A 24,417-nucleotide genomic window follows, 5' to 3' on the forward strand; every position below is an offset into this window, starting at 1 on the left:
TAAAGTTTGATGCTCAATAACTGTCTCTGACATATTCAAATGAATCTTCAGTGTCACTTATCAAGACTTAATTTTTTGAGTCCGTAGACTTTATTCTTTCGTCTCGCAAGTGCCCACACAGATTGTCTGTTTCTTCTTTTTAAAGAGCTGACAGTATTTTTTCGCTTTTACTGTCTCAAGGGCTGCGTATACTACGCTACACCTTTTTATTCGTCAAGATCTTTTTTCAAAATTTTTGATCCTGCTCACTAACCTCTTGTACCGCCTGCTTTCGCTGACGCCGTGTCAGTGGATGCGCATTATAGAGCCTTAAAAAAATCATGCAAGCAATTATTTCAAATTTTTGCGCGTTTGTTTCATATTTATTCAAAGCCATTTACGATAAATTTTTGACATAAAACAAACCAAACCGATAAGGTCTTGCAAAAACAATTTGCTAGATAATTATCATTACATTTCTATTCATTCACCTTACCATAGCAACAATAATTACTTTACTTAATCCTTCTTATTTAAAAAAACTGTTGTGGCAATCATTTTTATTTTTTAAACCCATAATTTTTTTATCCAAGCTTAATTAAAGTTAACGTTAGCGAATACTACCTATGACATAAACTGATTTATCTTTTAATATAAATTTTATTATACAAGCAACCAGCACACTGAACGCCAATGTGAATATTAATAAACAAACTGCAACAATTGCAGCTAATTCACCATTTTCTGTTTTAAGAATACTGCCCAGTTGTGAAACTTGAATTAATTTTAAAAGCTCAATAATGATTATTTGATGAATAAAATAAATTGGAAAACTTATATTAGCCATAAATGAGAAAAATTTATAAACCATCCCGTCATTCGTTTTATGATTCAATCTATCTAAAAAATAGAGTGCTAACATAAATAGGATAATTTTTTGCAACGTATCAAGCCAAAGTTTTTCGACACCAAGATTATCAACATAACGCCCAACAAAAGTGACAAAAAAGCACAATCCTAAAAAAGCCATAATCAGATATAAGTTATTTTTAATTGCTTTGATGATTGTTTCATAATGTTGTCTAGTCATCATTCCGATTAAATAGACAGGACCATAATGTAATAAATTTAGTAGGGGTTTAGTAAAGTCAGGTTTTGTGAACATAACAACCCAAAACATACATATCAGACCGGCAACAATCAAATTCTTTTGTGATAACTTATAAAACAGAGGCGCCATGATATAAATAATGATAATCATTGGGATGAACCAGAGCGGTAATAACTGCGAACCGGTTAGCATCATGATAGTAATCTGACTCATAACACTCGTTTGCGTAACAGAAAAAAACGGCAATTGTGATAATTGTTGATAATGAAAAAAAAGAAAACAAAATATAGATACAGAGATATAAGGACAGACAACCGTTTTAAATTTGGATAAATAATATGTTTTTGTATTATATTTGTAAGTTAAATGTTGAAACAGAAATCCTGCAATTAACACAAAAAAAGTTGTGAAATTAAAGGCAAATAAATTTAAAAACGAGTAAAGATAACTATTTTCAATTAAGGTTTTATTATTGATAAATACACCTAAGCAATGACTGAAGACAATCATCATAATTGCAACGCCACGTAATACGTGGATGGAGTGAATTTTTTGAGCTTTTACAGTTGTCATTTTTAATAGTAATGATAGAAAATATATAATTCTCTATACTGTATCATATAATTAAACGACAATAATAAGTATTTATAAAAACGAAGATAAACAGTTATCAAAGAAATGTTAGATTGTATTAATGTTGTCTATTTAATTTCTTTGCAGCAAACGAACAGATAGGAATGATTTCTCGATGTTCTTCAGTTAATTTTTTGACAGTAAGATCGAGTAATTTATCAGCCAAACCATGACCACGATAACTTGAATCCACAAAAGTGTGATTAATTGTCGCTTTATCTTGACCAATACGAGAAAATGTCATTTCTGCTATTTCTTTATCATTATCAAGAATATAAAATCTTTCTGGGTCTTCTTTATAGATAAGTGACATACGCTTCTCCTTACATTCGGGATAATAAGTATAGAGTGTAAAATTATTTGTTTATGATGTTACCAACTTATTTATATTAAGGAATTTTATTTAGATTTTGCAGTTATTCTTTTCGGAGTTAACGACCTCTTCGTTAACATGATTTTTATCGATTATTTATGGATAATATTAACTTTGTTGAATTTATATTGAAATTTTTTAAATCATATAAATTTAAAAAGTAGAACGGTATTAACTTGATCCATTAACACATCATTTTATATTTCATAGGTGAACTTTTGATATAAACGTAATATTCCCATTATATTCAATTATTCACCTTCATTTGATTTACCATTTGTTGATATTTTTAAAGATTACTGTACATTCTAAAATAGACGTTTAGCAACATTATATAATTCCATATCAAACGGACGTTTCATTGTATTAATTGCTTCTATGATGTCGTGATGAACTAGTTTACCATTTTGTACACCTACACAGCGTCCAGCATGACCTTGTAGCAACAACTCGACAGCGAAAGCCCCCATACGAGAACCTAAAATACGATCGTAAGGAACCGGTGAACCACCTCGTTGAACATGACCAAGCACAGTAGCTCGAGTTTCATGATGTACAGCAGCTTCAATATCAGCTGCAAGCTGATTAACATCACACATATGCTCAGTAACAGTTACAATAGCATGTTTTTTACCCTTAGCAAAACCGAGTTTAATTTCTTCAATTAAGTCTTCTTTAGTATAAGAAACTTCAGGGATAATCATGAATTCACAACCGCCAGCCACAGCTGCATTTAAAGTTAAATCACCACAATCACGTCCCATAATCTCAATCACTGAAATACGATGATGAGAAGAACAAGTATCACGCAATCTATCGATAGCTTCGACGGCGGTGCTAAGTGCAGTAAAATAGCCAATTGTATAATCCGTGCCACGAATGTCATTATCAATTGTGCCGGGTAAACCAATACAAGGGAATCCTTCTTCAGTTAATCGCATTGCTCCCATATAAGAACCGTCACCGCCAATGACTACTAATGCATCGATTTGGTGTTTTTGGAGATTCGCTATTGCTTTTTTTCTCACCTCTTTATCTTTAAATTCAGGAAATCTCGCTGAACCTAAAAATGTACCACCTCGTGTAATAATATCTGACACACTAGCACGATCTAATTGAGTAATTCGATCTTCACAAAGCCCTAAATAACCATCATGAATACCAAAAACATCCAATCCTTCCGTTAATGCCGTTCTAACCACACCACGAATCGCAGCATTCATCCCTGGTGCATCACCACCACTGGTTAAGATACCAATTTTTTTTATCATACAACATAACTCCAAATAATAATTAACTTTTAACTATTATAGAGTTTTAACAGATATCTAACAATAGAATATAAAAGCTATTTTTGGTTATAATTTATCACTCATTTTTTCAGCAGGAACAACCGATATAGGATCTTGATGAATAATGACTGTGGCAGGCGCAAATTCATTAGCAAGATGTTTTTCAACCGCATCGGTTATGGCATGCGCTTTTACTAATGACATGTTATCATCAAGTTCAATGTGTAATTGAATAAATTTTACAGGCCCAGCTTGTCTGGTTTTTAAATCATGAAAACCATGTACTTGTGGAAATGATGCCACAATTTCTGCTATTTTTTGGTTGTCACTATCAGGCAATGCGCGATCAAGCAGATCTTGAATAGCGTTGTAGGCAATATGGTAAGCATTATAGCAAATGAATAAAGCGATAAAAAAAGCAAATACAGCATCTGCATAAGTAATGCCATACCAACTTAAACAGAGTGCGATTACTACTGCGACATTCATAAACATATCCGAAGAGTAATGTAGCATGTCTGCTTTCACTGCTTTGCTTTGCGTAGTTTTTATCACATATCGTTGATATAACACTAAGAAACAAGTAATGACTGTCGAAATGACAGACACGATGATACCAAATAATGGAACCTCAAGTGCTGTAGGATGAACAATTGATTTAATGCTGGAAAGAAGCAAAATTGTCGCTGATCCAATAATAAACGTACTCTGTGCTAAAGCAGCAAGTGATTCTGCTTTACCATGACCAAAAGTATGATCATCATCAGCAGGTTTTAGTGCATATCTCACAAGAAAGAAATTTAGACCGGATGCGATTAAATCTATACTTGAATCAAGCAGTGAAGCAAATAAACTAATTGACCCCGTGAACCAACAAGTAATTAATTTGATAGTAATTAAGAAAATAGAAATTAAGACGGCACTTAATGTCGCTTTTTTAACTAATTTTTCATACAAATGTGAATTTGACATTTGATACCTATTTATTGATAGGATTCAATTCCTGATGGTAGTACTAACTGTTCAGCAACTTCAGCCGCTTTATTTTTACCTAATAAAGCATCAATAATTTTTAAAGCAAAATCAATTGAAGTCGCAGGACCTTGGCTAGTAATGATTTTATATTGTTCGTCAAAGTATACTCTTTCGGCTTTCCAATGTTTAAATGCATCTTTAGTTGTTGGATAACCGGTCATAAAAGCATGAGGGAATAAATGATGATACTGTAAAACCATTGCAGGTGATGCACAAATGGCCGCAACAATATTACCTGATTGATGTGTTTGTTTTAATTTTTCGATTAACTCAGGACAATCACGAAAATTTTCCGCACCTTTTAAACCACCCGGTAAGATAACCACATCAAAATCAGTGTGTTTAATTTCGGAAAATACTTTTTGTGCAAGGATAGTTACCCCACGAGAACACGCAACTTCACGTGAATGAGAAATACTTGCAGTGATAACTTTTATACCTGCACGGGTCAATAAGTCAATAGTGGTAACGGCCTCAGTTTCTTCACAACCTTCAGATAAGAATACTAATGCTTGTTTAGTCATTATTGTTCTCCTTTTAACATATCAACCGTTATCGCAAAGACTTGATAGGATTAATTTACTTTAATCCTTTCAATTTTAGCGCCTAATTTTCTCAATTTATCTTCTATATTATCATAACCACGGTCGATATGGTAAATACGATCAACAATAGTTGAACCTTCAGCGATACAGCCGGCAAGAACCAAACTTGCTGAAGCGCGTAAATCAGTTGCCATGACTTGCGTTCCACTTAGTTTTTCAACACCGTGTGTAATTAATGTATTACCTTCAATTTCAGCTCTGGCACCCATACGCACAAGCTCAGGTACATGCATAAATCGATTTTCGAAAATCGTTTCTTTAATAATTCCCGTTCCTTGTGCAACCATATTTAATAGAGAAAATTGAGCTTGCATATCTGTTGGAAAGCCAGGATGTGGTGCGGTATGTATATTGACCGCCTTAGCACGTTTACCTTCCATATCCAAACATATCCAATCTTCGCCGGTTTCAATTTTTGCACCAGCTTCTTTCAATTTAGCAATGACGGCATCAAGTAGCGTTGGATCGGTTTTACGACATGTAATTTTACCTTTGGATATTGCTGCTGCAACAAGGAAAGTGCCAGTTTCAATACGATCTGAAACAATCTCATGCACGCCACCACCTAAACGCTCAACACCTTCAATCTCGATACGAACAGTTCCTGCACCAGTAATTTTTGCCCCTAACATATTTAAAAATTTGGCTGTATCAACTATTTCTGGTTCACAAGCTGCATTTTCAATAATCGTTTTACCCTCTGCTAAGGTGGCAGCAGACATAATAGTGACGGTAGCGCCAACACTTACTTTATCCATTACGATATGAGCACCTTTTAATCGTCCTTCAACCGAAGCCTTAACGTAGCCCTCATCTAAGGTAATTGTTGCGCCTAATTGTTGTAGGCCAGTGATATGTAAATCAACAGGTCTGGCGCCAATAGCACAACCACCCGGTAACGAAACTTGCCCTTGTCCAAAGCGCGCAACCAACGGCCCTAAAGCCCAAATTGATGCACGCATTGTTTTAACAAGTTCATAAGGAGCACAATAGTTATCGAGATGACGCGCATCAAGATGAATCGAACCATTACGTTGACATTTCACACCTAACTGACTTAATAAGTCTAAAGTCGTATCAATATCTTTCAATTTAGGCACATTTTGAAGTTCAACTGGTTTTTCAGCTAAAATCGCTGCAAATAAAATTGGAAGCGCTGCATTTTTAGCGCCAGAAATAACGACTTCGCCATTAAGTGAGGTTGGACCTGTAACGTGAAACTTTTCCATTGTTAACTCTTATGTTTGATAAATTGGCAAATATTATAAAAGTTATTTGCTAATAGATAAATGAATTTTATAAGATATCCAAAAAAACCAACCTTATCATTATTTTCAAAAGGGATTTGTTAAAAACTTTCCCATATTGTTTATGAATTGATAAAATCCCTGCTAAACAATGATTGACTCAAATAAACAAGCACCTTATAGTTAAGTACTGTTATTTAGAGTAATCACCATTAAATTTGTCATGTTTAGCGTGATATTATTACTTAACAAAAAACAATTTTATTTAAGAGAAAACACATGTTTGATTCACTCGCAAAAGCTGGTAAGTACCTTGGACAAGCCGCTAAGTTAATGGTTGGTATTCCCGATTATGATACTTATGTTCAACATATGAAGTTGACCCATCCAGAACAAACGCCAATGACTTATGAAGAGTTTTTTAAAGAACGCCAAGAAGCACGTTATTCAGGCAAAGGTGGGTTTAAATGTTGTTAACAATTAAGAATATGTCATGACTGAGCAAATTAATTCTTCTTTACTTCCTGTCACGATATTAACAGGTTTTCTTGGTGCAGGAAAAACAACACTAATTAATTATTTATTAGAAAATAACCGCAACGAAAAAACAATTATTATCGAAAATGAATACGGGCCGGTGAATATTGACAGTAATTTGCTTAATGTCAGCACGGATATTCAAATTGTCGAAATTACTAATGGTTGTATTTGTTGTACCATTCAAGGCGAACTAACTGAGGCACTACATCAACTGCACGCTAAACGCATCGCAGGTGAATTACAGTTCGATCGTCTTATTATTGAAACGACAGGCCTTGCTGATCCTGCGCCAATCATACAAACATTTTTTATTGATGAATTGATTCGGGAAACGATTCAATTAGATGCAATAGTCACTTTAGTCGATGCTAAACACATACTAACACATCTTGATGATCATCGAGTCGCCCTTTCACAGATCGGTTTTGCAGATCGCATTATTTTAACAAAAACAGATTGTGTTGATGAAGAACAAAAAAATCACGTTATAAACCGACTTCACCATATTAATCATAAGGCAATGATAATTGAAGCGGTTAATGGTCAACTTCCAAAATCCGCATGGCTAGATATTCACGCATTCGATTTGAGTGATGAACTCACCATTAATCGAGGCTTGTTTGTCATTGACACAAGCCCAAAACACCAATCAGGCTTTAAACTCATTCCGTTAAAAAAATCTCATTCACTTAAAAATGATGAAATCTGTTCCTATCTTTTCGAAGCAAAACAACTTAATTTAAAAAAAATAGGTTCATTTATGGAACAACTTGTTGAGCAATATGGTAATGACATGTTGCGTTATAAAGGTGTACTGGCTATCAAAGGGAATGCTCAACGTTTAATAGTGCAAGGCGTTCATAAAGTAGTCGGATTTGATTATGGTTCGCCTTGGCAAAATGAACAAGAGAAAGAGTCGAAGTTAATCGTTATCAGTCGCCCCTTACCTTTTGACGAGTTGAATCAGGCATTTTTAAAAACCATGGAAACATAATCGTTAACTTGCATTCAATAGGTTATTACATCAATTTATTCCGTTATTAAAAAATTATATGGTATTCACTCTTCTTTATTGCCATTTAATAACGGTTAAATTTTATTGACTTTTATGTAATAAAAATCCATTTTTTCAATTAATCGGGGACTTTTTTTAATTCATTTGTTCCCTCTAATCAAAGCAAAAAAATATAACTTGCTTTCAACATAAATTTTTAGATTAGCTGAACTGAACTAGCTTTTTTACAAAAAGGTCTATTTACCGATCATTTGAAGACAAATCACATATCCTAAACCGCATACATAATAGTAATATTAAATCCAAATATGATAACATAGACCCAATTTATTATTTATAGGATAACTGACTTAATAGTATGGATTATGATATCGCAATTGTAGGTCTTGGACCTGCAGGCAGTACCTTAGCACGTTTACTTAGCCCATCATTTAAAATTATTGCATTTGATAAAAAACATCAATCCGGTGATGCAGGTTTTCATAAACCTTGTGGTGGATTACTTGCTAATGATGCACAAAAATCATTTATTCGGCAAAAACTGAATTTACCTACTGATATTTTGTCTGATCCGCAAATTTTCAGCGTAAAAACTTATGATCTACAGACTAATCTTATTCGTAATTATCAACGTACTTATGTTAGTTTCGATCGGCATAAATTCGATTTATGGTTGAAATCACTGATTCCACCCTCTGTTGAAGTGCATCACAATACATTATGCAAAGAAGTAATGCGTATTATAGAAGGTTATCAAATTACTTATATTGATGAAAATAACATAGAGCAAAAAATCACAACTCGTTATGTTGTTGGCGCAGATGGCGCAAATTCACTAGTCAGACGAATGCGCTATCCTTCCCATTCAATAAGACAGTATGTTGCTATACAACAATGGTTTGCAGAAAAGCATCCCCATCCTTTTTATTCTTGTATTTTTGATAATCAATCAACCAATTGTTATGCTTGGAGCATTTCAAAAGACGGGTCATTTATTTTTGGTGGCGCATTTCCTAAAAAAACAGCCAATCAACATTTTGAAAATCTGAAAAAAAAATTAACTCAGCAAGGATTTATTTTCGGAGAACCCCATAAGACAGAAAAATGCTTAGTGATTTATCCAAACCGCTTTCGTGATTTTTATACAGGAAACGAGAACATTTTTTTAATCGGTGAAGCAGCAGGATTTATTAGTGCCAGTTCTTTAGAGGGCATTAGTTATGCGCTTGATAGCGCCGAGATTTTAAGTAAGATCTTAAATAGCACTGATCCCGATCCAAATAAACGATATTATTTTAAAACTTTGCCGTTACGATTAAAGCTATACAGTAAAATAGTCAAAGCCAAAATATTAACTACCCCTTTTTGGCGTAAATTAATCATGAAAAGTAAAATTCAGCATATAAATATGGAATAAATTATATTAGACTGCATACTGTTAATTAAATAATAAATTAGTTTAATCATATCGATGAAATAAATTAGGAAATAATTATTATGTTTGACGTAAACGATTTAATTCGTTTTAATCACGAATGGTCAGAAAAGATTGAGCAGGAAGACCCTGAATTTTTTAAACAACTTGCAGTTAAACAAAACCCTAAATTTTTATGGATCGGCTGTTCGGATAGCCGTGTTCCAGCAGAAAAACTGATCAAACTCAAACCAGGAGAGATGTTTGTCCATAGAAATGTCGGTAATCAAGTAATTCACACAGATCTTAACTGTTTATCGGTCGTGCAATATGCTGTTGATGTGCTAAAAATTGAAGATATTATCGTTTGTGGTCATTTAGACTGTGGGGGCATTCGAGCTGCAGTCGAAAATCCAGATCTCGGTTTAATCAATAATTGGTTGTTACATATTCGTGACCTATGGTTTCGAAATAGTTCACTACTTGGTAAATTTGCGCCAGAACTTCGCATGGATATATTATGCGAATTAAATGTTATTGAACAGGTTTATAATTTAGGTCATTCAACCATTATTCAGTCAGCATGGCAACGCGGTAAAAAAGTCAATTTACATGGTTGGGTGTATGGTATTGGTAACGGTAAGATTACCGATTTGCATATTACTTCATCAAGTAGCGAAAATCTTGAAATTAATTATCGGGAAGCGATTTCTTATCTTTTAAATTTACACAAAGAACAATAATTATTGGCTCATATTTATTTGAAGCGGTAAATGATTTGATTACTGCTTCCTCGCCATAATAACTTTGGATCGGCTTGTTCTTGAACAAATTTGCCATCAATTAAGACATCAATATACGGGATAACAGCCTGTTGTTCGGGTGTTAACTCATCAAGTTTATAGCCTGTCCAAAGCCAAATATCTTTGTTATCACATTCTGTTTTTACACGTTTGACCAATTTTAAAATTGTTGGCACATTTTGAGGATGCAAAGGATCACCGCCAGAAAGCGATAATCCTTGACGTTTTATTTCTGTATCTTGTAAATCTTTGATGATTTGATCTTCTATTGACTGTGTAAATGGTAAACCCGAATCTAATGACCATGTACTTTTATTGTAGCAGCCACGACATTGATGAACGCAGCCAGCAACAAAAAGCGTACATCGAGTACCTTCACCATTTACAACATCAACAGGATAGTAACGATGATAGTTCATAAATAGGTAATAATTTTTTAACCAATTTGCCCATTATCCAAATGTTTAACACGACGTTTAACTTCTTCTTGTTTACCTGCATTAAATGGACGTGCATCGGGACTACCTAAATACCCACAAACACGGCGAGTTACTGAGACTTTAGCCGAATCATGATTACCACAACTTGGGCAAACAAACCCTTTGCTGGTACATGAAAATTCACCGGTATAACCACATTCATAGCATTCATCAATTGGCGTATTAGTACCATAGTAAGGTACTCGAGAATAGCTATAATCCCAAACATCTTCTAACGCTTTAACATTGTTAATCATATTTGGATATTCACCGTAACAGATAAACCCACCATTTGCCACCGCAGGATATGCTTTTTCAAACTCAATTTTTTCGTACGGATTGACCTTTTTTTCAACGTCTAAATGGAAACTATTGGTATAGTAACCTTTATCTGTCACTCCTTGTATAACACCAAATTCAGCTGTATCAAGACGGCAAAAACGGTCACATAAGTTTTCACTTGGTGTACTGTACAAACTAAATCCGTAACCAGTTTCCTCTTTCCATTGCTCAACCGCTTTACGTAAATGTTCAACAATAGCTACGCCTTTTTCTCGTAAAATTTCGCTATCAAAAGGATGTGTTTGATTGCCATATAACGCATTTAAAGTTTCATGAAGTCCAATATAACCAAGCGAAATTGAAGCTCGACCATTTTTGAAAATTTCAGACACACTATCGTCTTCTTTTAGCCTTACACCACATGCCCCTTCCATATATAAAATTGGCGCAACACGTGCTTTAACACCATCCAGACGGGCAATACGTGTCATCAGTGCTTTTTTACAAAGCGTTAAACGCTTATCTAAAAGTTCCCAAAAGCTTGCTTCATTACCTTTTGCTTCAATGGCAATACGTGGCAAGTTTAAACTAATCACACCTAAATTATTACGTCCGTCATGAAGTTGTTCACCGTCTTCTTCATAAACACCTAAAAAGCTTCGACATCCCATAGGTGTTTTGAATGAACCAGTCACTTCAACAACTTTATCGTAGTTTAAAATATCAGGGTACATGCGTTTACTTGCACACTCTAATGCAAGTTGTTTAATATCGTAATTTTTGTCATCAGGCTGACGATTAATGCCATCTTTAATAGCAAAAACAAGTTTAGGGAAAACAGCGGTTTTGTGATTTTTACCTAAACCTTTAATTCGTACTTTTAAAATGGATTCTTGAATTAAACGTGATTCCCAACTGGTACCTAAACCAAAGCCAAACGTTACAAAAGGGGTTTGACCATTAGCGGTGTGTAAGGTGTTGACTTCATATTCAAGCGATTGAAACGCATCATAACACTCTTTTTGTGTTCGACTTTCTGCATAAGCTTCAGGATTAGGAATATGCCATTCTTCAGCAATCTGTTTATGTTTTTGATAACTGATGGTTACAAATTTCGCTAATATTTCATCAATGCGATTGATTGTTGTTCCACCATAGATATGACTTGCAACTTGAGCAATTATTTGTGCGGTGACCGCAGTTGCAGTTGCAATAGATTTTGGTGGTTCAATTTCAGCGTTACCCATTTTAAAACCATTGGTTAACATTCCATCTAAATCAATTAACATGCAGTTAAACATTGGAAAGAAAGGTGCATAATCTAAATCATGATAATGGATTTCACCAATATCATGAGCACGAGAAACATCTTTTGGTAACAAATACTGTTTGGCATAATGCTTTGCCACAATACCTGCCAGTAAATCACGCTGAGTTGGAATCACTTTACTATCTTTATTGGCATTTTCGTTCAAAATAGCCACATTACTTTGTTCAATTAGCCCACGAATATCTTGATTTAAACGACTACGTTCTTCCCGAGCACGATCACGGTCGTGACGATATTCGATATAAGTTCTCGCTAATTTTTTATAAGGGCCTGACATTAATTGATTTTCAACAGCATTTTGAATTTCGTTGATATCAACGCTTTCGCGTTCGCTCATCTGGTTGGTCACCATACGAGCAACGTCAGCACAATAATCCGGGTCATTAACATTCGCTGCAACCGCAGCTTTAACTATAGCATCTTTAATTCGAGTCTCATTGAATGCAGTTTGACAACCATCGCGTTTGATAACTACAGGCATATATACTCCTCAATATTCATTAATAATTAGCGCTGGGGCAAGGTTTAGTTCACATATTAATATTCATTGTAATTATTAAGAATTATTCGTTTCTCGTAAGAATATTAAGTGTTTTTTGAGATAGACAGAGATTTTCACATAGCTTAAATAATACTATATATAGTAGATATATTGAGATTATACACCATATATTGTGTTTTACTAGATAATTTACTAAATTAAATTACTTGACACGCTTCAAGCCAAGTACGACAAGTCTTTTGATATGTAAAGCCTAAAAGATAAGAAAGGTTGTTTTGCAAAGAAATTTCAAGCGCAAAGAAAAAGTGCAAGACTCACTTGCACTTTATTTTGTCAAACAGGAGTGATTTTTTATATTTTATGACTCATTATTCAACCAATCAGTGTGGAAAACACCTTCTTTGTCGGTACGTTTATAAGTATGAGCACCAAAATAATCTCGTTGTGCTTGAATGAGATTAGCTGGTAATACTGCTGAACGATAGCTATCATAATATGCTATAGCGGCTGATAATGTCGGCACAGCAATCCCTTGTTGTACAGCTAAAGACACAACATCACGCAGTGATTGTTGATAAGCTTCAACGGTTTGCGTAAAGTATGGAGCGAGTAATAAATTATCAATCTCGTTATTCGCCGCATAGGCATCAGTGATTTTTTGTAAGAACTGAGCACGAATAATACAACCTGCTCTAAAGATTTTCGCAATTTCACCATAATTCAAGTTCCATTGATATTGATGAGAAGCGGCTTTTAATTGAGCGAAACCTTGAGCATAAGAGATAATTTTACCCATATAAAGTGCTTTACGGATTTTTTCAATTAACGCTTGTTTATCTCCCGAATAAGCAACCTGCTTCGGTCCGCTTAAAACTTTAGATGCCACAACACGTTGCTCTTTAATTGCTGAAAGGTAGCGTGCAAATACTGACTCAGTAATTAATGATAAGGGTTCACCTAAATCTAAAGCACTTTGACTAGTCCATTTACCCGTTCCTTTATTACCCGCTGCATCAAGAATCACATCCACTAAATAATTACCGTCTTTATCTTTATGTTTAAAGATATCAGCCGTAATTTCGATGAGATAACTATCTAATTCACCTTTGTTCCATTCAGTAAAAACTTGAGCAAGCTCATCATTATTTAAACCTACTGCGTGTTTTAATAAAGAATAACTTTCAGCAATTAATTGCATGTCGCCATATTCAATACCGTTATGAGCCATTTTGACGTAATGACCTGCCCCATCTGGTCCGATATAGGTGACACAAGGCTCGCCATTTACTTTAGCGGCAATTTTTTCCAAGATTGGGGCAACTAATTCGTATGCTTCTTTTTGACCGCCTGGCATAATCGAAGGGCCTTTTAGTGCACCTTCTTCACCACCTGAAACACCTGCACCAATAAAGTTAAATCCTTCTTCAGAGAGTGTTTTATTACGGCGAATCGTATCTTCAAAATAAGCATTACCACCATCAATGATTATATCGCCTTTATCGAGTAAAGGACGTAACTCATCAATCACCGCATCAGTCCCTTTACCAGCTTGAACCATAATTAATATACGACGTGGTTTTTCCAAAGAATTAACAAAATCTTCAATCGTAAAGTAAGGAACCAATTGTTTATCGGAATGCTCAGCGACAACTTGCTCTGTTTTATCTTTAGAACGGTTGTAAATAGCAACAGAAAACCCACGACTTTCAATATTGAGCGCAAGGTTACGCCCCATGACCGCCATTCCAATAACACCGATTTGTTGTTTAGACATGATTTGGCTCCTTTATTTAATCTTATATAACCTTTCTAATAAGGTTTTTTAACAACATCCAAAACTTTAAATAAGTTTTATAAAATAAAATTATGCTATATTTGCCACAAAAAAAGCCGTATCAGCATAGAATACGGCATTTTTATAACTTTACTGGTTTAACATTTCTATCATAAAAATCATGAGCGTTTCATCATTTCAAAAAACTCGTCATTCGTTTTAGTCATGGCAAGTTTATCAATTAAAAACTCCATTGCATCGATTTCACCCATAGGGTTAAGAATCTTGCGTAAGATCCACATTTTTTGTAGTTCATCTGGTGAAGTCATTAAATCTTCTTTACGCGTACCTGAACGGTTAAAATCAATAGCCGGGAATACACGACGCTCAGCAATTTTACGAGATAAATGCACTTCCATATTACCCGTACCTTTAAACTCTTCATAAATGACTTCGTCCATTTTTGAACCCGTGTCAATCAACGCCGTTGCAATAATCGTTAAACTCCCACCCTCTTCGACATTACGAGCAGCACCAAAAAAGCGTTTTGGACGATGTAACGCATTGGCATCTACACCACCGGTTAATACTTTACCCGATGACGGAACTACTGTGTTATAAGCTCGAGCTAAACGCGTAATGGAGTCTAACAAAATAATGACATCTTTTTTATGTTCAACTAAGCGTTTTGCTCGCTCAATAACCATTTCAGCAACTTGAACATGTCTTGCTGCTGGTTCGTCAAAGGTTGATGCTACCACTTCACCCTTAACTAAACGTTGCATTTCGGTAACTTCTTCTGGACGTTCATCAATCATCAATACGACCAGTTCACACTCAGGGTGATTAACTGCTAAGCTTTGAGCAATATTTTGCAACAACATTGTTTTACCCGCTTTCGGCGGAGCAACGATTAAACCACGTTGACCTTTACCAATTGGCGAAGCTAAATCAAGTACTCTGGCGGTGATATCTTCAGTTGATCCATTCCCACGTTCCATTCGTAAACGAGAATTAGGATGAAGTGGAGTTAAGTTTTCGAAAAGAATTTTATTGCGGGCATCTTCAGGCTTGTCGTGATTGACTTCATTCACTTTTAACAAAGCAAAATAACGCTCGCCTTCCTTAGGCGGTCTGATTTTACCTGCTATGGTATCACCAGTCCTTAAATTGAATCGTCTAATTTGACTTGGTGAGACATAAATATCATCCGGCCCCGCTAAATAAGAGCTATCAGCTGAGCGTAAAAATCCGAATCCATCTTGCAAAATTTCAAGCACACCATCACCAAAAATATCTTCACCGCTTTTGGCATGTTGTTTAAGGATTGCAAAGATAATGTCTTGTTTTCTAAGACGGGCAAGATTTTCTAGCCCCATTGTTTTTTCACCAAGCGCTACTAGCTCGGAAACAGATGTGTTTTTTAATTCAGTTAAATTCATAATTTTAAAAATTCTTGAGGATAAAATTGATATGTTTGCAATTAATGTTATTTTTGTATATTCGTTTCATTTACTTATAAAAAAATTCTCTCTCTGACAATACACAAATTCAATCTGTTATGAAGCTTTTAATGATAATTTAATATCTGAATATAGAATTTTCACCACTTTATCAAGAAAAACAATGAATTGTAGAAAGGGGTCTTCGTAAGAGCTAGCAATTTACACTAAAAACAGTAATATGTCTATAATAAATTCAGTTTGTTTTAATAAATTTGTAAATATTATTATTACAATAAGTAAATGAGTAAAAGAGTAAAAGAGTAATACGCAATTTAATTACTCTTTTTATGCTTTAGGTACTAAAATTAATTTATTCGAAAAATCTAAAACAACATTAAAGTTGTTCATCAATGAAACTTTTAAGTTGAGCTTTAGACAATACACCAACTTGAGTTGCAACCACTTGACCATTTTTAAAAATCAATAGTGTTGGGATGCCTCTAATACCAAATTTCGGTGCAATATTTGGGTTTTCTTGCACATCTAATTTTGCAATCACAATTTTATCACTATATTCTTGGGCAACTTCTTCTAAAATTGGGGCTAACATTTTACACGGCCCACACCATTCAGCCCAAAAATCAACCAATACAGGTTTTGTTGCTTCTTTGATTGTATTATCAAAAGTAGTTTCAGAAAGAGAAACAATATTATTGCTCATTTATTTTCTCCAAATATAGAATTACATGGTTTTATATTAGGATATTTTCGTTTTCTTCGCTAGTAATTATTATAATAGGGTATAATTATTAGTGATGACCGTAAGTTTAATATGTTATAATCCCACTATTCCGATAATTAAACTTAAAACCACAATGATTCAATCTTATCTAACAAAAACAACATTTAATCAATTTCCGCTTCATCCATTAGTGATTAAAGCACTTGAGAAAAAAGGGTTTGTTTATTGTACTCCAATTCAAGAACAAGCTTTACCCTTTACAACAAAAGGAATTGATATCGCCGGTCAAGGACAAACTGGAACAGGCAAAACAATGGCGTTTTTGGCATCAACATTTAACTACTTGTTGAATCATCAACCCTTGCCAGATCATAAAGCGAATCAACCTAGGGCTATCATTATTGCCCCAACGCGTGAATTAGTTGTGCAAATTTATCATGATGCAGAGTTATTATCTAAAGAAACCGGGCTAAAATTAGGATTAGCCTATGGTGGTGATGGCTATGATAAACAATTAAAAATGTTATCCGCAGGTGTAGATATTTTAATTGCAACAACAGGTCGCTTAATTGATTATGCTAAACAAAAATATATCAATTTAGAATCAATTCAAGTTGTGGTTCTAGACGAAGCAGATCGTATGTTTGATCTCGGTTTTATTCGAGATGTACGTTGGATTTTTAAACATATGACACCACCCGAAAAACGCTTAACGATGTTATTTTCTGCAACGTTGACACATAATGTGCGTGAACTTGCTTTTGAGCATATGAATAATCCTCAATATGTTGAAGTGGAACCAGAACAGAAAATCGGGCATCGTATTAAAGAAGAACTATTTTTCCCTTCCAATGAAGATAAATTAGCTTTATTGCAAACACTTATTGAAGAAGAATGGCCTGAGCGTTGTATCATATTTGCGAATACTAAAATTGCATGTGAAAAAATCTGGCGTCATTTGGTTGCTGATGGTCATCGAGTTGGGTTATTAACGGGTGATATTGCTCAGAAAAAACGTTTATCTATTTTGGAACAATTCACGCGAGGTGATATTGATATTCTCGTTGCAACAGATGTTGCAGCACGGGGATTACATATTCCGAATGTAACACATGTTTTTAACTATGATCTCCCTGATGATTGCGATGATTACCGTCACCGTATTGGTCGTACTGGACGAGCAGGTGCTGAAGGTAATTCAATTTCTTTAGCTTGTGAACGATACTCACAAAATTTGCCAGCCATTGAAAAAGCCATTGCGCATGCAATCCCTGTTAGTCAATATGATCCTTCGGCCTTGTTGACTGACTTACCAGCGCCAAAAGCGTTTAGACGTCCACCTAGAAGAAGATCATCTTCATAACTGATCTTTTGATCATCATAAATATAGTTATCTAAAATTATCATTAAACAGGAATGCTTTTTAGATAACTATAGTGATTATTTTATTTGTGCAATTAACACCCAAAAATGACGATTGAAATGTTAGTCTTTTTTTCGTTGCTTTAAAAAAGCTTGATATGCAGTCTCTATTGCATTTTTAGTCGTTTTTGATAATGATGCAACATGGCATCGATGCAATGAACCATATAAGACAAAAAGAATATTTTTAGAGATTTCAGCTTTTTTAGACTTAATTTTATGATAGGTTTCTAAATAACCTATTTTACGATAAGTCTCGACATCTTTAATTCCAACACTACACAATAATCGTTCTAATGACAATGTCATATTGGGTAGCTCTTTTATTCGATTCGTTTTTATTTCGTTTTTTTCATGTTTTTCTTGTTTAGCATATTCAATTGCCATTTTAGCCAATGAATGTAGTTTTGGCAGATCATTGAGCCACTCATCCTTAACTTTATAATAATCAAGTAATTTGGTTAAAACACCTGATGATAACGTTAGCGGTTGCATACCTTGTTCAATAAAGAATGAACGGTATGATGTATGTCCTCTTAAATAAAAATCCGTTTGACTTATCCATCCAAACATTGTTGTATCGCTACTAATGCTGAACCCACCAAAAAAGGTTTTAATTGAAATGCCACTAAAGCCAGAGAATTTTGTTAATATTTGATTTGCAAAGGTTGAACTCATATTTTATTTCCATTTTTTTACTTAATTCTGTACTAAATCACTTAACCAACTTAATTATCAAATCAAAACTATCGTATTTTACTCAATACTCCAACTAATTTTCGTATCCATTAATCAATATTGCGATCTGTCTTCCATAATTAGACAAAAGTTATTAATTATCGAAAGATTTATTGTTATTACTGACAAATATCAAAAAAAGTGTTGCAATTGTAAATTTTAGGTGTATTTCGCCCCAGAATTCCAAAAGAAAAGTAGCTTAAAGATTGTTATTCTGACTTAATAATTATACAATCTGTTCCAGTAGATTTTATTAAATTCATTTTGTCTTTATCCATTATCATGATTAAAAAAATTTTTGGTTTATTTTCTCTATTTTTTTCGTTTGTGGCATCTGCTGATCGACAACCACTAATAGATTCGTTCGTCCTGTGTAATCCAAATTTTTTCAATACTGTTTATAGCAATAAAGATGAGTTAAAACGTTTTACCAATGTCCAAATTTTTGACGGTAATCTGGCTTATATTCCTGTCACTAATCGATTTGATACGGGTAAAAATTTTATGTATTTTTCGCTGCCTATCAAATACAAAAATTTAACCATAAAAGGTTACTATGACAGTGCAATGGATTTAGGCAAAATTGGCAAATATTATTTTTGGGGATTCATCATTGATAATGATATTAATCAGATCAAAAATACATTAAATTATCTAAACTGGAAAAACATGGAAGATAACCAGCTTTATATTGCCAATCCTAAAATTCGGAGCCTCAATGATGATAATCAAGTTTGGCATACTAATACAGGTACTGTTGTTGGTGTGAAAACGATTCCTGCACCAAATACGATTGAAAAATTGCTATTACTTGAGAAAAACGGCAGTATGACTTTACTTATGTGTTCGATTCAAGGCGCCGTCACATCTGAACTGCTTAGGCGAGAACGCCCTGATATCCAGTAACATTTGATGAATTAAATTGCTAACTCGTCCATTTCACCCGTTCGAATACGTATTACTTGTTCTACGTTATACACAAAAATCTTACCGTCCCCAATTTTTCCTGTCTGTGCTGTTTTCATAATTGTTTCAATACACATTTCCAAAATATCATCAGGAACTATCAGTTCAATTTTTACTTTGGGTAAAAAATCCACCATATATTCAGCACCACGATAAAGCTCGGTATGTCCTTTTTGGCGACCAAAACCTTTAACTTCGGTCACCGTCATACCAGTAATACCTTGATCAGCAAGCGCCTCTCGAATGTCATCTAATTTAAAGGGTTTGATAATCGCTTCAATTTTTTTCATCTCTATTTGCCTTTTATTCGATATTACCAATTCTTAAATCCAAAAGCAGAAGTAATCGGATAGCGTCTGCCTTTACCAAAGTTACGTGCCGTAATTTTAGGCCCTACTGCTGATTGGCGTCGTTTATATTCATTAATATCAACTAATTTTATGACTCGTCTTACTGTTGATTCATCATAGCCTTGCTCAACCAGTTCTGCAATGGAAAGATCCTGCTCAACATAGCCTTTTAAAATACCATCTAAAATATCATAAGGAGGTAAATTATCTTCATCTTTCTGATCAGGTGCAAGTTCGGCAGAAGGCGGACGCGTAATGACGCGTTCTGGAATAACATAAGATCGTGTATTTCGATATTTGGATAATGCAAAAACCAAGGTTTTAGGAACATCTTTAAGTACATCAAATCCGCCAGCCATGTCCCCATAAAGCGTGGCATAACCGACCGACATTTCACTTTTATTACCCGTTGTTAACACCAGTCTGCGACGTTTATTAGAAAGTGCCATTAAAATGACACCCCGACAACGGGCTTGTAAATTCTCTTCAGTGGTATCTTTTTGTGTACCGGCAAACATTGGACTTAAAGACGACATAAATGCATCAAACATTGGTTCTATTGATACAATATCAAATTCTACACCTAAAATTTCGGCTTCTTCTTTAGCGTCAGCGATACTGATATCAGCGGTATATCGAAACGGCATCATTACCGCTTGTACTTTATCTTTACCTAGCGCATCAACCGCAATGGCGAGTGTTAAAGCAGAATCAATCCCTCCTGAAAGCCCTAATACTGCGCCTTGAAAACCATTTTTCGTAATATAATCACGTGTCGCAAGCACTAACGCATCATAAACAGAAGCTAAATCATGATTCTGACGAATTTCCAATGCTGGATGATCGAGACCAAATTCAAAATGAGTAATTTGTTCTTCAAAATGATTAAGTTGACAAACAATCTCACCTTTTTCATTGCAAACAAACGAACCGCCGTCAAAGATTAACTCATCTTGCCCTCCAATTTGATTAACATAAACAATCGGTAGTTGTGTTCGTGTAGCATGATCTTGGATCAATGCTTGACGATTTTTCTGTTTTTGATAATCATAAGGAGAAGCATTTATTGTGATCACCAAATCAACTTTTTGTTCACTAAGCTGATCGATAGGATCATTTTGCCAAAGATCTTCGCAAATCAATAAACCTATTTTCTTTCCTTTGAAAGAGACAACACCGCTTTGATTTCCGGCTGTAAAATAGCGCTTTTCATCAAAGACATCATAGTTTGGCAATAGTTGCTTATGATAACAAGCCAACTGTTTTCCTTCAGAAAAAAATGAAAGTGAATTATAGATTTCTCCATTTTGCCAAGATGGATGACCTACTATAACAGCACACTGCTTGCTTGCATCTTGAATAGACAATAACGCTTTTTGGCAACGCGCTTTAAAATCGGATCGGAAAATAAGATCCTCTGGTGGATAACCACATAAAGCCAGTTCAGAGAATATAATTAGGTCGTGGCATGAATGGTGCTTGATCAGTTCGATAATCTGCTCAGTATTGCCTTCTATATCACCCACACGCCAATTTTTTTGTGCTAAAACAATAGATATAGCCATATAAAATTTAATTTCATAAAACAAAATTGCCGATAAGTTTAAATGATTCTATGTTGCACTGCCACATTTTTATCGCTAACATGCAACATTAACTCGACTTGAACTTGTTTGGAAATAATTATGCAAAAAATTCTAAATGTGGCACTAGCAAAACGTAGCTATCCCATCACTATTGGTGAAAACCTTCTTAATGAATTTGAACATTTTAAACTTCAAGCAGGTCAACGGGTAATGATTGCAACAAATGAAACCATTGCACCACTTTATTTGCAAAATCTAATCGACATGCTTAAAACGCATGGCATTGAAACAGATTGTGTTATTGTTCCTGACGGTGAACAATACAAAACGATGGAAACATGGAACAAGATGTTAACGGCGTTACTTGCCAATAACCATACCCGTAATTCAATCCTGATTGCATTAGGTGGTGGCGTGATTGGTGATGTAGCAGGATTTGCAGCTTCAGCTTATCAACGTGGTATTAAATTCATCCAAGTACCCACGACGTTACTTTCCCAAGTTGATTCATCGGTAGGCGGTAAAACCGCGATTAATCACCCATTGGGCAAAAATATGATCGGCGCATTTTATCAGCCGCAAGCAGTTGTCATTGATCTTCATTGTCTAAAAACGCTACCACAGCGTGAACTTTCGGCAGGTTTAGCAGAAGTGATTAAGTATGGCATTATTTTAGATAGTGATTTTTTTAATTGGTTAGAGCTACATATTAATGATTTACTCAATTTAGATGTAAATGCGCTAAGTTACTGTATTTATCGCTGCTGTGAGCTTAAAGCCAAAGTGGTAGCCGCAGATGAAACCGAGCAAGATATGCGAGCAATACTTAACCTTGGTCATACTTATGGACATGCGATCGAAGCCGAACTTGGCTATGGCAATTGGCTACATGGTGAAGCAGTCAGTGTGGGAATGGTCATGGCTGCGCATACTGCATCCATATTGGGTAAACTTTCAGTGACGGAAGTCGATCGCATTAAAAATTTACTTATAAAAGCCAAACTACCCGTTGTTAGACCAACACAAATGTCGATTGAATCTTATATACCACACATGCTCCGTGACAAAAAAGTCTTATCAGGCAAACTGAGATTAGTGATTCCAACCCAGATTGGTCATGCTGAAGTGATTGATGGAATTGATAAAAATGTAGTCATACAATCGATAGCGCGAACATAAATTGAACTAATTAACTAATAGCAACGTTTTTATCGTTATTAATCCATGCACGAATAATATTGAGTGGTTAAGTCACTATCAGGTTTTATTAGCGTCTATTTATAAAAATGAGATTTATTACCGAATATATTCCCCCTTAAAATTTATTAATATAAATGAAATATCACTCCCCTCCTGCAATTATTCAAAACATTAACAGCAGGTTTTAAAGCCTGTGTCATTACACCTATATCGATTAATCTATATAGGTTGTAAAAAATTAATTACAGTTAAAATAACATTATCCATTTATTCATTGTAATCTATAAAAAACAGATAATTTATAGATACAACACATAAAACAATCTTTATTATTTAAGATTTAAAAAATTTAGTTTACTACATTGTATTTTTGTGTTTACATACTGTCCGTTTATGTAATAAATATTTTACATATGAAATATTTAAATGACTCTCATAAGGAATGCAAAATGTTAAAAGATACACTCAATAATGTCCGAATTCGAGATGAGCACATGTTAATTACCCCTGAAGAAATAAAAGCGCTTTACCCTTTATCACCTGAGTTAGAAACCCAAATTGCATCATCACGTCAAACCATAGTTGATATTTTAGAACGCCGAGATCACCGCTTATTAATTGTATGCGGCCCTTGCTCTATTCATGATACTGATGCTGCCATTGAATATGCACAAAAGTTAAAAACACTAGCTGACGAAGTTAAAGATAATCTATTTATTGTTATGCGTGTCTATTTTGAAAAACCACGAACCACTGTTGGTTGGAAAGGTATGATCAATGATCCGCATATGGATAGTTCGTTTGATATTGAATTTGGTCTAAAAAAAGCACGTAAATTATTACTTGATATTGTCAAAATTGGGTTACCAATCGCGACCGAAGCTCTCGATCCCAACACACCGCAATATATTGGTGATTTAATTAGTTGGGCTGCAATTGGGGCAAGAACAACAGAATCACAAACTCATCGTGAAATGGCATCGGGTCTTTCAATGCCTGTTGGTTTTAAAAATGGGACTGATGGTAGCTTAGATGTCGCTATAAATGCGATGAAATCGGCTTCTATGGCACACCGTTTTGTCGGGATTAATCAGCAAGGACAAGTTACCGTACTTCAAACACTGGGCAATCCAAATGGACATGTCATTTTACGAGGTGGTAAAGCACCTAATTTTGATGCTGAAAATGTTGCACTCTGTGAGATCCAAATGCAAAAAGCAGGCTTACTACCTAATCTTATGATTGATTGCAGCCATGCTAATTCTAATAAAGATTATCGAAATCAACCCATTGTTGCGAACTCAATCATTGACCAAATTGAACAAGGTAATAATGCTATTATTGGCGTGATGATTGAAAGTAATTTAAACGAAGGCAATCAATCTTCCGAACAACCGAAAGAAAACTTTAAATATGGTGTATCGGTGACGGATGCTTGTATTAATTGGGAAACAACCGATCAGCTGTTACGAAAAATGAATACTCTTTTAGGAAAACCATTACTTAAGCGACAAAAACAGTCACCACAATCATAATCATGTTAGTTTAGATAAA

The 24,417-nt window shown here is 34.6% G+C and carries 21 protein-coding genes and 1 pseudogene; 8 read left to right on the forward strand and 14 right to left on the reverse strand.

Features of this window, described 5'->3' with window-relative positions:
- Positions 1-589 precede the first annotated feature (589 nt).
- The 6 genes and pseudogenes from ACGH6P_RS02925 to murA form a co-directional block, all read right to left on the reverse strand.
- The gene (locus ACGH6P_RS02925) at positions 590-1,663 is read right to left on the reverse strand and encodes an acyltransferase family protein (protein WP_267358784.1); all 1,074 of its coding nucleotides are present in this window, start codon (positions 1,661-1,663) and stop codon (positions 590-592) included.
- A gap of 118 nt (positions 1,664-1,781) precedes the next feature.
- Positions 1,782-2,045: pseudogene (locus ACGH6P_RS02930) on the reverse strand (GNAT family N-acetyltransferase); the annotation flags it as partial.
- A 359-nt stretch (positions 2,046-2,404) separates the two neighbouring features.
- Positions 2,405-3,367, reverse strand: a complete 963-nt coding sequence (gene pfkA, locus ACGH6P_RS02935) for a 6-phosphofructokinase (protein WP_220216427.1) — start codon at positions 3,365-3,367, stop codon at positions 2,405-2,407.
- A gap of 87 nt (positions 3,368-3,454) precedes the next feature.
- Positions 3,455-4,360, reverse strand: a complete 906-nt coding sequence (locus tag ACGH6P_RS02940) for a cation diffusion facilitator family transporter (RefSeq protein ID WP_411596699.1) — start codon at positions 4,358-4,360, stop codon at positions 3,455-3,457.
- Positions 4,361-4,371: 11 nt separating this feature from the next.
- Entirely contained in the window at positions 4,372-4,947 is a 576-nt protein-coding gene (locus ACGH6P_RS02945; protein ID WP_267379847.1) for a DJ-1 family glyoxalase III, read from the reverse strand.
- Positions 4,948-4,997: 50 nt separating this feature from the next.
- A complete protein-coding gene (gene murA / locus ACGH6P_RS02950) occupies positions 4,998-6,257 on the reverse strand; it encodes a UDP-N-acetylglucosamine 1-carboxyvinyltransferase (RefSeq protein WP_411596701.1) in 1,260 nt (419 codons plus the stop codon).
- A 297-nt stretch (positions 6,258-6,554) separates the two neighbouring features.
- On the opposite strand from murA, the gene ACGH6P_RS02955 reads away from it, so the two are divergent.
- The 4 genes from ACGH6P_RS02955 to can all read left to right on the forward strand — a co-directional run bounded on the left by ACGH6P_RS02955 (position 6,555) and on the right by can (position 9,987).
- Positions 6,555-6,752: a YbdD/YjiX family protein gene (locus ACGH6P_RS02955; RefSeq protein WP_065558673.1), complete on the forward strand. Its 198-nt coding sequence runs from the start codon at positions 6,555-6,557 to the stop codon at positions 6,750-6,752.
- Between the two features lie 16 nt (positions 6,753-6,768).
- Positions 6,769-7,809 (forward strand): CobW family GTP-binding protein, encoded by a 1,041-nt coding sequence (locus ACGH6P_RS02960; protein WP_411596703.1) that lies wholly within the window; start codon positions 6,769-6,771, stop codon positions 7,807-7,809.
- A gap of 379 nt (positions 7,810-8,188) precedes the next feature.
- Positions 8,189-9,247, forward strand: a complete 1,059-nt coding sequence (locus tag ACGH6P_RS02965) for an FAD-binding protein (RefSeq protein ID WP_411596704.1) — start codon at positions 8,189-8,191, stop codon at positions 9,245-9,247.
- 80 nt (positions 9,248-9,327) lie between these two features.
- The gene (gene can, locus ACGH6P_RS02970) at positions 9,328-9,987 is read left to right on the forward strand and encodes a carbonate dehydratase (RefSeq protein WP_411596705.1); all 660 of its coding nucleotides are present in this window, start codon (positions 9,328-9,330) and stop codon (positions 9,985-9,987) included.
- A 14-nt stretch (positions 9,988-10,001) separates the two neighbouring features.
- Here can and nrdG read toward each other — a convergent pair whose 3' ends face one another.
- The 5 genes from nrdG to trxA all read right to left on the reverse strand — a co-directional run bounded on the left by nrdG (position 10,002) and on the right by trxA (position 16,580).
- Positions 10,002-10,466: an anaerobic ribonucleoside-triphosphate reductase-activating protein gene (nrdG, locus tag ACGH6P_RS02975; RefSeq protein ID WP_267350452.1), complete on the reverse strand. Its 465-nt coding sequence runs from the start codon at positions 10,464-10,466 to the stop codon at positions 10,002-10,004.
- Positions 10,467-10,483: 17 nt separating this feature from the next.
- Complete coding sequence (nrdD, locus tag ACGH6P_RS02980; protein WP_411596706.1) at positions 10,484-12,619, reverse strand: anaerobic ribonucleoside-triphosphate reductase; 2,136 nt, start codon at positions 12,617-12,619, stop codon at positions 10,484-10,486.
- Positions 12,620-12,998: 379 nt separating this feature from the next.
- A complete protein-coding gene (gene gndA / locus ACGH6P_RS02985; protein WP_267350448.1) occupies positions 12,999-14,414 on the reverse strand; it encodes an NADP-dependent phosphogluconate dehydrogenase in 1,416 nt (471 codons plus the stop codon).
- Positions 14,415-14,593: 179 nt separating this feature from the next.
- A complete protein-coding gene (gene rho / locus ACGH6P_RS02990; RefSeq protein ID WP_025314498.1) occupies positions 14,594-15,856 on the reverse strand; it encodes a transcription termination factor Rho in 1,263 nt (420 codons plus the stop codon).
- A gap of 397 nt (positions 15,857-16,253) precedes the next feature.
- The gene (gene trxA, locus ACGH6P_RS02995) at positions 16,254-16,580 is read right to left on the reverse strand and encodes a thioredoxin TrxA (protein ID WP_267350445.1); all 327 of its coding nucleotides are present in this window, start codon (positions 16,578-16,580) and stop codon (positions 16,254-16,256) included.
- Between the two features lie 154 nt (positions 16,581-16,734).
- Here trxA and rhlB point away from each other — a divergent pair, with 154 nt between their 5' ends.
- Entirely contained in the window at positions 16,735-17,964 is a 1,230-nt protein-coding gene (gene rhlB / locus ACGH6P_RS03000) for an ATP-dependent RNA helicase RhlB (protein WP_267350474.1), read from the forward strand.
- 122 nt (positions 17,965-18,086) lie between these two features.
- On the opposite strand, the gene ACGH6P_RS03005 is transcribed toward rhlB, so the two are convergent.
- A complete protein-coding gene (locus ACGH6P_RS03005) occupies positions 18,087-18,701 on the reverse strand; it encodes a TfoX/Sxy family protein (protein ID WP_267350444.1) in 615 nt (204 codons plus the stop codon).
- A 342-nt stretch (positions 18,702-19,043) separates the two neighbouring features.
- Between ACGH6P_RS03005 and ACGH6P_RS03010 the strand changes: the two genes are divergently transcribed.
- Positions 19,044-19,667, forward strand: a complete 624-nt coding sequence (locus ACGH6P_RS03010) for a hypothetical protein (RefSeq protein WP_267350443.1) — start codon at positions 19,044-19,046, stop codon at positions 19,665-19,667.
- 11 nt (positions 19,668-19,678) lie between these two features.
- On the opposite strand, the gene glnB is transcribed toward ACGH6P_RS03010, so the two are convergent.
- Positions 19,679-20,017 (reverse strand): nitrogen regulatory protein P-II, encoded by a 339-nt coding sequence (glnB, locus tag ACGH6P_RS03015; RefSeq protein WP_065558663.1) that lies wholly within the window; start codon positions 20,015-20,017, stop codon positions 19,679-19,681.
- 23 nt (positions 20,018-20,040) lie between these two features.
- Positions 20,041-21,642 (reverse strand): NAD+ synthase, encoded by a 1,602-nt coding sequence (locus tag ACGH6P_RS03020; RefSeq protein WP_411596707.1) that lies wholly within the window; start codon positions 21,640-21,642, stop codon positions 20,041-20,043.
- 120 nt (positions 21,643-21,762) lie between these two features.
- On the opposite strand from ACGH6P_RS03020, the gene aroB reads away from it, so the two are divergent.
- Together aroB and ACGH6P_RS03030 are read left to right on the forward strand one after the other, a co-directional pair.
- Positions 21,763-22,842, forward strand: a complete 1,080-nt coding sequence (gene aroB, locus ACGH6P_RS03025; protein WP_411596708.1) for a 3-dehydroquinate synthase — start codon at positions 21,763-21,765, stop codon at positions 22,840-22,842.
- Between the two features lie 470 nt (positions 22,843-23,312).
- Entirely contained in the window at positions 23,313-24,398 is a 1,086-nt protein-coding gene (locus ACGH6P_RS03030; protein ID WP_411596709.1) for a 3-deoxy-7-phosphoheptulonate synthase, read from the forward strand.
- Positions 24,399-24,417 lie beyond the last annotated feature (19 nt).

The sequence above is a fragment of the Gilliamella sp. CG25 genome (assembly GCF_046635705.1).
GTDB classification, from domain to species: Bacteria; Pseudomonadota; Gammaproteobacteria; order Enterobacterales; family Orbaceae; genus Gilliamella; species Gilliamella apicola_I.

Coding starts and splice junctions, on each gene's coding strand:
- ACGH6P_RS02925 (WP_267358784.1), bottom strand. CDS start 1,663: ATGACAACTGTAAAAGCTCAAAAAATTCACTCCATCCACGTATTACGT.
- pfkA (WP_220216427.1), bottom strand. CDS start 3,367: ATGATAAAAAAAATTGGTATCTTAACCAGTGGTGGTGATGCACCAGGG.
- ACGH6P_RS02940 (WP_411596699.1), bottom strand. CDS start 4,360: ATGTCAAATTCACATTTGTATGAAAAATTAGTTAAAAAAGCGACATTA.
- ACGH6P_RS02945 (WP_267379847.1), bottom strand. CDS start 4,947: ATGACTAAACAAGCATTAGTATTCTTATCTGAAGGTTGTGAAGAAACT.
- murA (WP_411596701.1), bottom strand. CDS start 6,257: ATGGAAAAGTTTCACGTTACAGGTCCAACCTCACTTAATGGCGAAGTC.
- ACGH6P_RS02955 (WP_065558673.1), top strand. CDS start 6,555: ATGTTTGATTCACTCGCAAAAGCTGGTAAGTACCTTGGACAAGCCGCT.
- ACGH6P_RS02960 (WP_411596703.1), top strand. CDS start 6,769: ATGACTGAGCAAATTAATTCTTCTTTACTTCCTGTCACGATATTAACA.
- ACGH6P_RS02965 (WP_411596704.1), top strand. CDS start 8,189: ATGGATTATGATATCGCAATTGTAGGTCTTGGACCTGCAGGCAGTACC.
- can (WP_411596705.1), top strand. CDS start 9,328: ATGTTTGACGTAAACGATTTAATTCGTTTTAATCACGAATGGTCAGAA.
- nrdG (WP_267350452.1), bottom strand. CDS start 10,466: ATGAACTATCATCGTTACTATCCTGTTGATGTTGTAAATGGTGAAGGT.
- nrdD (WP_411596706.1), bottom strand. CDS start 12,619: ATGCCTGTAGTTATCAAACGCGATGGTTGTCAAACTGCATTCAATGAG.
- gndA (WP_267350448.1), bottom strand. CDS start 14,414: ATGTCTAAACAACAAATCGGTGTTATTGGAATGGCGGTCATGGGGCGT.
- rho (WP_025314498.1), bottom strand. CDS start 15,856: ATGAATTTAACTGAATTAAAAAACACATCTGTTTCCGAGCTAGTAGCG.
- trxA (WP_267350445.1), bottom strand. CDS start 16,580: ATGAGCAATAATATTGTTTCTCTTTCTGAAACTACTTTTGATAATACA.
- rhlB (WP_267350474.1), top strand. CDS start 16,735: ATGATTCAATCTTATCTAACAAAAACAACATTTAATCAATTTCCGCTT.
- ACGH6P_RS03005 (WP_267350444.1), bottom strand. CDS start 18,701: ATGAGTTCAACCTTTGCAAATCAAATATTAACAAAATTCTCTGGCTTT.
- ACGH6P_RS03010 (WP_267350443.1), top strand. CDS start 19,044: ATGATTAAAAAAATTTTTGGTTTATTTTCTCTATTTTTTTCGTTTGTG.
- glnB (WP_065558663.1), bottom strand. CDS start 20,017: ATGAAAAAAATTGAAGCGATTATCAAACCCTTTAAATTAGATGACATT.
- ACGH6P_RS03020 (WP_411596707.1), bottom strand. CDS start 21,642: ATGGCTATATCTATTGTTTTAGCACAAAAAAATTGGCGTGTGGGTGAT.
- aroB (WP_411596708.1), top strand. CDS start 21,763: ATGCAAAAAATTCTAAATGTGGCACTAGCAAAACGTAGCTATCCCATC.
- ACGH6P_RS03030 (WP_411596709.1), top strand. CDS start 23,313: ATGTTAAAAGATACACTCAATAATGTCCGAATTCGAGATGAGCACATG.